The sequence below is a fragment of the Nostoc sp. NMS7 genome (assembly GCF_017115085.1).
Lineage (GTDB): Bacteria > Cyanobacteriota > Cyanobacteriia > Cyanobacteriales > Nostocaceae > Nostoc.
This window is the reverse complement of the sequence record NZ_JABXKJ010000220.1, coordinates 1-11,728: the sequence shown is the minus strand read 5'-3', so window position 1 is coordinate 11,728 and position 11,728 is coordinate 1. Positions and strand designations below refer to the sequence as shown.

11 protein-coding genes are annotated in these 11,728 nt (G+C 41.3%); 9 read left to right on the top strand and 2 right to left on the bottom strand.

Annotated elements, in window-relative coordinates; genetic code table 11:
- Window positions 1–77: 77 nt before the first annotated feature.
- Window positions 78–473: a hypothetical protein gene (locus HWQ38_RS26895; RefSeq protein WP_292799809.1), complete on the bottom strand. Its 396-nt coding sequence runs from the start codon at window positions 471–473 to the stop codon at window positions 78–80.
- Window positions 474–628: 155 nt separating this feature from the next.
- On the opposite strand from HWQ38_RS26895, the gene HWQ38_RS26890 reads away from it, so the two are divergent.
- The 3 genes from HWQ38_RS26890 to HWQ38_RS26880 all read left to right on the top strand — a co-directional run bounded on the left by HWQ38_RS26890 (window position 629) and on the right by HWQ38_RS26880 (window position 3,614).
- On the top strand, window positions 629–832 hold the full coding sequence (locus tag HWQ38_RS26890; protein ID WP_292799806.1) for a hypothetical protein: 204 nt from the start codon (window positions 629–631) through the stop codon (window positions 830–832).
- Window positions 833–1,114: 282 nt separating this feature from the next.
- Window positions 1,115–2,842 carry a S8 family serine peptidase gene (locus tag HWQ38_RS26885; RefSeq protein ID WP_292799803.1) on the top strand — a complete coding sequence of 576 codons (1,728 nt, stop codon included), beginning with the start codon at window positions 1,115–1,117 and terminating at the stop codon, window positions 2,840–2,842.
- 472 nt (window positions 2,843–3,314) lie between these two features.
- Complete coding sequence (locus tag HWQ38_RS26880; protein WP_292799801.1) at window positions 3,315–3,614, top strand: hypothetical protein; 300 nt, start codon at window positions 3,315–3,317, stop codon at window positions 3,612–3,614.
- A gap of 40 nt (window positions 3,615–3,654) precedes the next feature.
- Here the strand turns inward: HWQ38_RS26880 and HWQ38_RS26875 are convergent, their stop codons facing one another.
- A complete protein-coding gene (locus HWQ38_RS26875; protein WP_292799799.1) occupies window positions 3,655–4,026 on the bottom strand; it encodes a CU044_2847 family protein in 372 nt (123 codons plus the stop codon).
- A 146-nt stretch (window positions 4,027–4,172) separates the two neighbouring features.
- Between HWQ38_RS26875 and HWQ38_RS26870 the strand changes: the two genes are divergently transcribed.
- The 6 genes from HWQ38_RS26870 (at window position 4,173) to HWQ38_RS26845 (ending at window position 11,487) form a co-directional block, all read left to right on the top strand.
- A complete protein-coding gene (locus HWQ38_RS26870) occupies window positions 4,173–6,302 on the top strand; it encodes a caspase family protein (protein ID WP_292799796.1) in 2,130 nt (709 codons plus the stop codon).
- A gap of 168 nt (window positions 6,303–6,470) precedes the next feature.
- Window positions 6,471–7,604 (top strand): WD40 repeat domain-containing protein, encoded by a 1,134-nt coding sequence (locus HWQ38_RS26865; RefSeq protein WP_292799793.1) that lies wholly within the window; start codon window positions 6,471–6,473, stop codon window positions 7,602–7,604.
- Between the two features lie 60 nt (window positions 7,605–7,664).
- Complete coding sequence (locus HWQ38_RS26860; RefSeq protein WP_292799790.1) at window positions 7,665–7,916, top strand: hypothetical protein; 252 nt, start codon at window positions 7,665–7,667, stop codon at window positions 7,914–7,916.
- 586 nt (window positions 7,917–8,502) lie between these two features.
- Window positions 8,503–9,792 carry a glucose-1-phosphate adenylyltransferase gene (locus HWQ38_RS26855; protein ID WP_292799787.1) on the top strand — a complete coding sequence of 430 codons (1,290 nt, stop codon included), beginning with the start codon at window positions 8,503–8,505 and terminating at the stop codon, window positions 9,790–9,792.
- A gap of 69 nt (window positions 9,793–9,861) precedes the next feature.
- Window positions 9,862–10,371, top strand: coding sequence for an AAA family ATPase (locus HWQ38_RS26850; RefSeq protein ID WP_292799784.1), 510 nt, complete (start codon window positions 9,862–9,864; stop codon window positions 10,369–10,371).
- Window positions 10,372–10,491: 120 nt separating this feature from the next.
- On the top strand, window positions 10,492–11,487 hold the full coding sequence (locus HWQ38_RS26845) for a J domain-containing protein (RefSeq protein ID WP_292799781.1): 996 nt from the start codon (window positions 10,492–10,494) through the stop codon (window positions 11,485–11,487).
- Window positions 11,488–11,728: the final 241 nt, after the last annotated feature.

Genomic DNA, 11,728 nt, shown 5'->3' with positions numbered 1-11,728 from the left:
CGATTATAACTTGCACGATTGCAATCAAAATTGGCAATATCTGGTAGGAGCGTCATTACAAATTACGCCTTGCGGTACTAGGCGGTTTTAGCATTTTCATCTGATGTTTGGGCTGCACTAGCTTTCAAACGGCTCGACCTGATTTTGCGAATACGTTCGCTATTGCGAACACCACCGCCCATCTCATATTCACGGCTGTTTTTGCCGTATTTGATAGCAACCACCATTAGCATCTTCTCTGAAAGACTGCTTAAGTTTTTCTCCATTTCTTCAATCTCGATTTTAAAAGAGTCAATCACAGATAGAGCGCTATTATAAACATTAATTTTTGTACGTAACTGCTCAATTGATTCAAGGAGTTTCTCAATATTATAATTATCATCAAATTTGATGCTGGGAACAATCGATTTAAGTCCAGTGGATCTTAACTCAGCTTTTTCTAGAATGCGGGAGGTACGTTTTCTCCGAGACATAATTTTAGTCCTTTAAGATGCTTCTAGAGCTAGCTTGGCTCAAGTGAACTGCATTCGGCTTCAGCAGAACTCACAATTTTTTTAATAAAGTTTTCAAGCCATAGCAGTAATTTCTCGGATTTTAATTACTAGATGCTGGTATTTAGAGAAATAATATGTTTAAGCTTGATAAAAGCTTGAAGGTAAACGGTTTCAACTTGAAGGTAAACGGTTCCAACTTGAACGTACACGGTTCCAACTTAAATGTAGACGCTTCCAGCTTGAACGTAGACGGTTTCAACTTGAACGTAGAGCGTTTCAACTTGAACGTAGACGGTTCCAGCTTGAATGTAGACTTACTTACGGCTGTTTTCAAGTAAATAGACCACGCGGTAGGGGTACAGCAATGCTCATGCGTGTCAACTTAACGTAAAACCCATGTCCCACAAGGAACTGAAGTTCCTTGCTAATAGCTCAAGTCATCTAAAGATGACTAAATAATTTGAAAAGTTTTTAGTCTACTTCAGTAGACTTGGGCTAAAAGCCAAAGAAATTTATTTCTGGGCGGGCGTGGAAGTCAACAAGCGATTTCTAGCTTAAGTTGACACCAATGAGCTTTTTCTGTGCCCCTACGACACCAATAAATTTAGTTTGAGGTAAAAATGAGACACGAAAAACTTTCTCCTGGACTACTTTTGGCATTTCAAGACTATCAAAATGAAGGAGATCAAGCTTTAGTTCAACACAAAAAATCCCTTGGTATTATTGCCCACAAAAGTCCAGTTAAGCCTACTAAGAGCGTGGTTTTTATCTACTGCGACCCTGATGCAGACTTGAGTTACCTATCACAATATAATATTGAAGTCAATCAAAACTCTGGGAGTGTGCGGACGGCTTTCTTACCGATAGATAGTTTAGATGTCTTATCTGAAGAAGATGTGATTCACCGGATTAAGCCATCACGCAAACTTCATTTGAGGATGGACACAGCACTAGGAACTGTGAAAGTGCCGGAGTTCAAAAACCAAACCGGACTAACTGGTAAAGGAGTAATCATCGGCATTATAGACAGTGGCATTGATCCGAAACACCCCGCTTTTGCTGAACGAATTTTACACATTTGGGATCAAACACTGCCAGGGCCAGGAGTCACAGAGGGCGGCTATGGGGGGGAATTTACGGGAGCGCAACTGACAATTTCTCAGGATACTGGCGGTCATGGTACTCACGTTGCTGGTATTGCCGCCGGTGCCGATGCTATCTATGGCGGTGTCGCACCAGAAGCAGAATTAATTGTCGTCAGGTCAGATTTACAAGATGCCCACGTTGCTGATGGCATCCGTTACATTTTCCGAGTTGCTAGAGAGTTGGGACGCCCAGCAGTAGTAAATCTCAGCTTAGGTGGACACGCTGATGCCCATGATGGTAGCGACTCCTTATCAAAGGTGATTGACGCCGAAACTGGCGCTGGAAGAATTGTTTGCTGTGCTGCGGGTAACGAAGGAAACGATAACATTCATGGACAAGCGACGATATCCAGTGGACGTACTCGTGGGATGCGCTTTAATATTCCTTTGAATCAAGTCGGCATAGTTTGGTTGAACGGTTGGTATTCCAAAGAGGGCGAATTGGAAGTGTCGCTGCGGAGTCCTAACGGTTTTGTCACCCCCTTCCAAAAAATCATTGCTGACGGTAATGCTACACAAGATTACCAGTTACCAGATGCACGGGTGCAATTAGCGACACCAGGGCCAGATAAAGCCAACAGCGACCATAATTTCTTTGTGCAAATACGTGGTATTGACCCCTCGCCAGTAATGGGAGGTATTTGGCAGCTACGAGTCCGCAACACTTCTTCAACTGACACACGTTTAGATGTGTGGACACTAGATGATAGTTCCTCAGTGTTTTTTACAGGTGAAAGTGTGAAAGATGCTGTAAAAATTGGTTCGCCGGGAGCCGCCAGCAGTGCCGTTACAGTTGCCGCCTATACTACTAAAGCCACGTACATAGATATTGATCAGCAGGTGCGAGAAATGGGCTTAGAATTAAATACTATTTCCGAATTCAGTAGTGAAGGACCTCTACGGAATGATGGACAGAAGCCTGATGTCACAGCACCGGGAGCAATGATTGTTTCGACGCTTTCCGCCGATGCAAATTTTGACCGCGCATCGATGATTAATTCCAAGTTTGTGGTCAAGGCTGGTACGAGTATGGCGACACCGTTAGTTAGTGGGTTAGTCGCACTGTTGTTGCAACGTGATCCTCAGCTTGATCCGGCTGCTGTGAAAGACTTGCTACGTAAAAATAGTGCTATTCCCGGAAAACCCCCAGGCACATTTGATGACAAATGGGGTTATGGAGTGATTAACGCCTTAAATCTGTAGTTAGATTCAGAAAGGTGGTATATTAAATTACAATATATCGCCTTTCTTCAGGGCGATTAATTATCAAAAGTTAGACACTGCTTTTGCTATACTACTGAAGCAAAAAAATTGTAGGTTGGGTGGAGGCTTTGCGTAACCCAACATCCTGATAATCAGTTGGGTTGCGCTCCGCTCCACCCAACCTACGTCTACGTCTAATGCACTATTTTAGCCTAGAGGGTCCACTACGTGCATTTCAAAAATCAAATACTAGTCCTATATTAGATAGGACTTACGCAAAAAAGCTCCGAAGTAGCGGTAATTCATGAATTACCGCTACGACAAATCAGGTTTTTGAGGGAATTTTGCGTAAGTCCTATTAGATTCAGAAAGGTGGATATTATTTCTGTACAAAGGTAGGCAATAACAACTGATAAATTTGATAAGTTAGTCTAGGTAAAAATTGCCTAGCTTTTTTATCAAGGAATTGCTGATGAATTATCAGAAACTAGATGCCGCTCTTGCTACAGCCCTGAATGACGTTCAAGATTCAGAAGAGGCGAGTTTGGCGGTTTTCATCCATACTGAACCAGTTTTAGACTCTGCTGCAATTGCTGTTTTAGAAAGTTTCGGCGTGAGTGGTGTTATTAGTGGCAAAGATATTTTCACGGCGATACTGTCAGCAAATGCCATTTCCCAGTTGTCAGAGCAACCTTGGGTGATCAGTCTGAAGCGATCGCAGCAATTGCGTTTGGTTCATAAGATCATAAATACAGGGAAGTTGGATGCTTAATGGGCATTACCTACCCCTAGATGCGGATAATTTTTTGCTATTATTGTGAATCGGGTTTTTGTTTTTCTGGAAACTTACACTTCACCTGAATTTCCAAATTACTTTCAGTTGAGCCTTCGGTAATGTAAGGAATGCCGGCCTTGCCACCCAATTTAATCCCAAATTTAAGTGTTATCTCATCAATTTCAGCAGTATTAAAGTCTTTAAAAGCACTAAGAGCATAGATAGTATAAGAGCGAATCATTTGGCGAGCTTGTTGCATCCGAGCGATCGCATCTGTTCGCACATCCTTGTATTCTATGCCATCGTCGTCTTCCTCAATTTCCTGAGTTATTTCGGTGGCTGTGAGGTTAATCTCAATCTGCTCAATTTCTCCGTCTGCTTGGAAAAATAGTTGCTGTACTTCTGACATAGGCTACCTCGGTTAAATTTTTGTATCGTGTTTGAAATATTTCAGCTTGCTTGCGGAAAAATAACAAATTATGCTGTTATTAGTAACACAGCCATTGATTGTGTCTGTCAAGATTATGCCGCATTTACCAACTCAAGGTGTGTTAAATGGCACGATACGCGCTTGTTATTGGCATCGCTGAATATCTCAGCCCATCATTACAGCCTTTGTCAAAAACTACAAATGATGCTGAGGCGATCGCGCAACTCCTAGAGCAGTATGGTGATTTCCAGTCTGTGCAAAGACTACCACAACGCTGGAATAAAGATAAAAACGGCTATGAAATGGCAGCGTCAAAAGTTACTGGCGCTGAAATCGGTCAAAAACTCAAAACATTTCTGTTAGAGCAAGCAGCTAATAATGAAGCGCTGATTTATTTTAGCGGACATGGTTTTACTATTTCCGACAACTTGGGACAAGAAAAGGGATATTTGGCAAGTTCCAATTGTCAGATTGAATTTAAGGAAAATGAAAATGTTGAACAAAAATATGGCATTCCCCTGGATAGCCTTAACGATTTAATTCGAGCTTCGCAATTGAGTAGTTTGGTGATGCTACTCGATTGCTGTCATAGCGGCTATTTCTTAGAAAGACAATTAATCCAAAAAACTCTTAACGCTTTCAGTTCGCAAAAGGATTATTACTTAATTACAGCTTGTCGCGGCTTTGAACGCGCCGGAGTGATTAAAAGTGAAGAATACAGCATTTTCACAGGTGCAGTTGTTAAGGGATTGACGGCAGAGAATGTAGGTAGTAGGCGAATAAGTGGCGATCGCTTGTTTGATTTTGTCAGCAATGAACTTAAAGGTTCCGTACAGGAGCCGATTCGCATGGGTTGGGGACGTTCCATTACTCTGGTTACTTATCCCCAATTAGATATTACTACAGCCGAAAAAACTGCTTTCAATCAGGAAAATCCTTATCGGGGACTTTATGCATTTGAATCAGAACAAGCGCAATATTTTTGTGGGCGAGATGAAGCAGTTCGTACCCTAATTTCGCGTTTAGCAGAGAGTCGTTTTTTGGCTGTAATTGGCTATTCAGGTAGTGGAAAATCTTCCTTAGTAAAAGCAGGTTTGTTACCGCAACTCAAAGGCGATCGCCTCCCTGGAAGTAGTCAATGGGAAATCATATCTTTTACCCCAGGAGAACATCCTTTAGGTAAATTAGTTGATATTTTAGCTCGACAACAGCAGCAAAATCAGCCGCATCTATTATTTATCGATCAATTTGAAGAAATATTTACCCTTTGCCAAGACGATGAGGAACGCAAAGCTTTTATCTGCTTAGTAGCACAGGAAGTAAAAAATGCTGAGGAAGAAACGCGGATAATTTTGACAATTCGCGGTGATTTCTTAAATCGTTGTGGTGACTATCCAGAAATTATTACTCTCATTAATAATATTCCTCCCACATCATTCATCGTCACACCGATGTCTTTTGCTGAGTTAGAACAAGCAATTGAAAAACCAGCAAAATTACATGGGGTAACATTTGAGCATGGTTTAGTTTCACAAATTTCCGCCGATGTAGTCAACCGTCCTGGTGTATTACCCATACTGCAATACGCGCTCAAAGAATTGTGGCGAGTTTGCATTGAAGAACCTGAATCACCAGAACCACTTTTAACTCGCAAAGGCTATGAGGAAATTGGCGGAGTTAAAGGAGCTTTAGACAAACGAGCGACAATTTTGTATGAAAGCTTAACGACTATAGATCAAACTTTTGCGCGTCGCTTGTTTATGGAATTGGTGCAGTTAGGTGAAGCTGGAGAAGTGACGCGGCGGCGTGCTAGCTGGGATAGATTAGAAGCGATTTCAGATTCTCCACAACAACTGCAACGGGTTGTGGGATTATTGGCTGGTTCTCAACAACGTTTGATTATCACTGATGAAAATATGGTTGAAGTGGCGCATGAAGCGCTTTTATCTGAGTGGAAATTACTCAATAGTTGGATTGCTGAAAATCTAGAAAATATTCGTTTTGGCCGTTCTTTAGAGCAAGATTGCCAGGAATGGCTACAAAGATTTAATAAATCGGATGAAGCACTATTGGCGGGTGCAATGTTGGCTGTAATTTCTGAGTGGGTGAATAAGACTCAGCCAAGACTTACGCCATTGGAATCAGAATTTTTGGATAAGAGTTTGGAAAGACGCGATCGCCAAAATCAGGCAGAATTAGAGCAAGCAAAAAAACTTCAACGAGAAGCAGAAGCAAAAGCTAAAGCTGAATCATAAAGAACTAGATTTGCGATCGCTTCTGCAATACTTGTAGCTGTATGTGGGGGATTAGGATCGTTTGCATGGCAACTTAGCACTAAGAATAGCCTGAAGGATAAGATCGCTTCTGGAGCATTAATTGCATCGCCTGAGATCCTTTTGCAAACAGGGAATCAGCTTGATGCGATGATAGCAAGTGTACAAGTACTCAAGCAATTTCAAGATTTAGGTATAGACAATGCTGATGCACTTAATCGACTGAAATTAGTGATAGATAAAGTGCAAGAACACAATCGTTTAGAGGGACATACAGATTCTGTTAGCAGTGTAAGTGTTAGTCCTACAGAAAACCTTATTGTTTCTGGAAGTCATGATAAAACTGTGAAACTTTGGAAGTTGGATGGCACTCTGGTTAAAACTATGAGACATGATGCTGCTGTCTATAGTGTAAATTTTAGTCCTGATGGTCAGTATATAGTCTCTGGTGGTGGTGATAAAAAAGTTAAGCTCTGGACGAAAGATGGTACTTTCCTTGATTCGGTTACAGAAGAGAAAAATATCTATTTTGTCAATTTTAGTCCTGACAATAAAATAATTTCTACCGGGGAAGATAGCACTGTAAGGTTATGGGAATATAATTCATCAAAAATTATACAAAAACCTTATAAAACCATACTAGGAAATGGCAAATATAGAGTTTGGAGTGCAGAATTTAGTCATAATAATAGTTGTAAAAATATTGTTACTGCTGGCGATGATGGAAACATTAGAATTTTTACCAAAGATAGCACTTCTGTTGTTACTTTACGAGGACATATCGCAGCAGCAACTTATGCAAGTTTTGGTCTTAATAATAAGACTGTTATTTCTTCTAGCTACGATAGTACTATTAGAATGTGGCAAGAAAATGACAATAAAACATGGTCAAATGTTAAAACAGAAAAGGCTAATAATCCTTATCAAGTGAAATTTAGTCCAGACTATAAAACGATTGCTGCTACTAGTATTGATGGAAATATACAACTATGGAAATCTAATCAACTTAGCCAACAATATTTAATCGGAAGACACAGAGATAAAATCACTGCTTTGAGCTTTAGCAATGATAGTAAATGGATTGTTACTGCTAGTCGTGACCAAATTCTAAGGATATGGAGTTTAGATTCTCCGTCTGAAAATACATCCCAGACAAATACTACTAATTTATTAAAAAAAGGCTGTAGTTGGCTATCAGATTATTTAAATAACAATGATAAGGCACATCAAAAATATGTTGATATTCGTCATATTTGTGAAAATACAAAAAAATATAAAATTTAATATAAGTAAAATACATATTTAATGCGTATAATACTAATCACAATTACAAGGATTTGAAGTATGCAAAACTTAGAAGCTAATTCCAATAATTCTGAATCCACCCAGTCTCAAAGTCAGAATGTTGGAGGAAATGGAACCAACTCCAAACAATCTGGAAGAGATGCAGGAGATCGTGAGCATGGAATCAATAAACCAGGTCATACAACTGATCATACAACTTCTGACTCTCAAAAAAATGACGAATCAAAACCACCAGCAATTCCTGGAACTATTTTCCCTCCAGCCCCTGGGGAGCAACCCTCTAGTAAGTAAACATAATGACCTATATTTATAGCCCCCTGATGATCTAAGCAATTTTCAGTACAGCACTTTGATGATTGCATAAATGGCAATTATTTCATTAATTAGATTCTTCTGCTAAAATTTTCTTCGTAGAAAATTTTATTGCTTAACTGACCTTGAGTGATCGCCTGAATCCATAACCATAACTAGTAAATGGGTTATTAGTAAATAGACCTCTTACAAAAGTCAAAAAATTAAAAATGTGATTCTGAGCGGAACGTAGTGGACAGAAGAATCTCACTACTCTGTTTAGCTCCGCTCAATATGACAATTTAAGCATTTATGCAAGAGGTCTAATCTCTTTAAACTTATGTTTTTTTACCATAACCTGAAATTTAGTTATGTCCTTCAGGATGAGTATAGTCTAGCGATCGCCCTTCATTCCTCATCCCAATTAATACAAGTGTTCTATTTTTCTACTTATCAGCCGCACCATCCATACACTACCAGCATTCTCTAAATATTCATCCCTAAGAATCATCAGATCCCCCTTACCAGCTGCCCCATACAGTCCTAAACTGAAGATGAGAGTTGAAAGGCAGTCGGGAGAAATTTTGTGAAGAAAGTATTATCAATCATCCTTGGTGGTGGCGCGGGTACGCGGCTTTACCCACTAACCAAACTACGTGCTAAACCAGCAGTACCAGTGGCAGGGAAGTATCGCCTAATCGATATCCCTGTTAGTAACTGCATAAATTCCGAAATATTCAAAATCTACGTCCTGACACAATTCAACTCAGCTTCCCTCAATCGCCATATCGCCCGCACTTACAATTTTAGTGGCTTCAGCGAAGGCTTTGTGGAAGTGCTAGCCGCACAGCAAACGTTAGAAAACCCTAACTGGTTCCAAGGTACAGCCGATGCTGTGCGTCAGTATCTATGGCTGTTGGAAGAATGGAAGGCAGAGGAATATCTGATCCTCTCAGGAGATCACCTCTACCGCATGGATTACCGTCTGTTTATCCAGCGCCATAGAGAAACGGGGGCTGATATAACTCTCTCAGTCATTCCCATCGATGAGCGCCGCGCCTCAGATTTTGGTTTAATGAAAATTGACGATTCTGGTAGGGTTGTTGACTTTAGCGAAAAACCTAAAGGCGAAGCCTTAACTAAAATGCGTGTTGATACCAGTATTTTGGGATTGACAAAAGAACAAGCCGAATTACAGCCTTACATCGCCTCAATGGGGATTTATGTCTTTAAAAGAGATGTTTTGATCAAGTTGTTGAAAGAATCTGTAGAACGGACGGATTTTGGCAAAGAAATTATTCCTGATGCTTCTAAGGATTACAACGTTCAAGCTTATCTATTTGATGACTACTGGGAAGATATTGGAACAATTGAAGCATTTTATCATGCCAACTTAGCACTGACTCAGCAACCCCAGCCACCCTTTAGTTTCTACGAGGAAGAAGCGCCAATTTATACCCGCGCTCGTTACTTACCTCCGACTAAACTTTTAGATTGCCACATCACCGAATCAATTATCGGCGAAGGTTGTATTCTAAAAAATTGTCGCATTAAACATTCAGTAGTAGGAGTGCGATCGCGGATTGAATCTGGCTGCGTCATCGAAGAATCTCTGCTCATGGGTGCAGATTTTTACCAAGCTTCTGTGGAACGCCAAGGTATATCAGTAAAAGATGACATTACTGTAGGCATCGGTGCTGACACGCTGATTCGTGGTGCGATCATTGATAAAAATGCCAGCATCGGTCACGATGTGAAAATTATCAATAAAGATAACGTGCAAGAAGCTGACCGCGAAGCTCAAGGTTTCTACATCCGCAGTGGTATTGTCGTCGTGCTGAAAAATGCTGTAATTCCTGATGGAACGATCATTTAGTCATTAGTCATTAGTCATTAGTCATTAGTCATTGGTTAATAGTTACAAGTAACAAAGGACAAAGGACAAATGACTAAACTCATTTTACTAATTGGTCTTCCGGGTAGCGGTAAGTCAACTTTGGCAAAAGAATTACTGGCAGAATGCCCCCAGATGTCGCTGATTTCTACGGATGCCATCCGGGGGCAATTGTTCGGTTCCCAAGCCATTCAGGGGTCCTGGCTGCTGATTTGGCGCGAAATTGAGCGGCAATTTCAGCAAGCTATTTCCACAAGTAATACAGCAATTTACGATGCCACCAATGCCCAGCGCCGCCATCGTCGTGAAGTGATTGCTTTAGCCCGTAACCTGGGCTTTACCCACATTAGGGGAATTTGGGTGGATACGCCAGTCTGGTTGTGTTTAGCATGGAATAAAAGGCGATCGCGTCAGGTTCCAGAAGAAATTATTTTGCGGATGCACCGCCAACTCCGGGATGCCCCCCCAAGCCTGGAAGACGGACTAGACAACCTGATCCGCAGATCAGAAAAATCGGAGTACGGAAATTGCGATCGCTCGGTGAGCAAGAACCACACTTGATTTTCTATATTGTTTGTTAATTTAAAATCAGATTCTTTTTGCTTGGCACTATATCAGGCAAACTAAACATCTCTCATCTTAAAAAAAAACATAACGGGAATTTATATAGGAGGCTAGTAGATGGCTGCAACCGACTTCAAAGACTATTACGCTATTTTGGGAGTTAGTAAGACTGCCACTCCAGAGGAAATTAAACAAGCCTTTCGGAAACTAGCCCGCAAATATCACCCTGATGTTAATCCAGGCAACAAACAGGCAGAGGCACGCTTCAAAGAAGTTAGCGAAGCTTACGAAGTTGTGTCAGATGCAGATAAACGCAAAAAGTACGACCAATTCGGTCAATATTGGAAACAGGCTGGTGAAGGTTTCCCATCCGGCGGTGTTGGTGCCGATATGGGTAACTTTGACTTCAGTCAATACGGCAATTTTGATGAATTCATCAATGAGTTGCTAGGACGCTTTGGTGGTGCTACCCCTCGTGGTGGGCGACAAAATTACTCTTATCGCCCTTCTACAGGTGCGCCAAGTGGTTTTGGTGGCTTTAACGATTTTGGCTTGCAAGATGCAGGTGCGGGTGCTACCCAGGATAGTGAGGCTGCGATCGCTCTAACTTTTGGTGAAGCATTTAATGGTGTGCAAAAGCGCTTCAGTTTAGGTAACGAAACAATAGATGTTCGCATCCCATCTGGCTCTAAAACTGGTACTCGCCTGCGTGTGCGCGGCAAAGGTCAAATCAACCCGATGACTCAACAACGGGGAGATTTATACTTAAAAGTCGAACTTCAGCCGCACTCGTTCTTCCAAATGGAAGGCGATAATCTGGTTTGCGAAGTGGCAATCACACCAGATGAAGCTACTTTGGGAGCGTCTATTGATGTACCAACTCCTGATGGTTCAGTTAATGTTAAGTTACCTGCGGGGGTACGTTCTGGTCAATCCTTACGTTTACGTGGCAAAGGTTGGCCTCTCGGCAAGGGTGGACGCGGCGATCAGTTGGTGAAGGTGGCGATCGTGCCACCAAAAGACCTCAGCCAACAAGAGCGGGAATATTATGAAAAAATCCGGGCTATACGTACTTATAATCCCCGTAGTCATTTGAATCAAGTCAAGCTGTGAATATTTTTGATTGTAGAAACGCGAAGTTTCGCGTCTCTACAATAATTAGGTATGAATTTACTGCGCCATTCTCGCCACCACAACAGACTTAAACGCTTCTATTGCCTCTGGTGTAGCCTCGGTAGCTTGCCACGATGGACGTGCTACTAAGCGATCGCACCAAGCATTTAATTTGGGATAGTCACTTACTGGAGTTTAGACTAAAAGCAGGCGATCCTTAACAAAGGAGTGTACGTGTCGT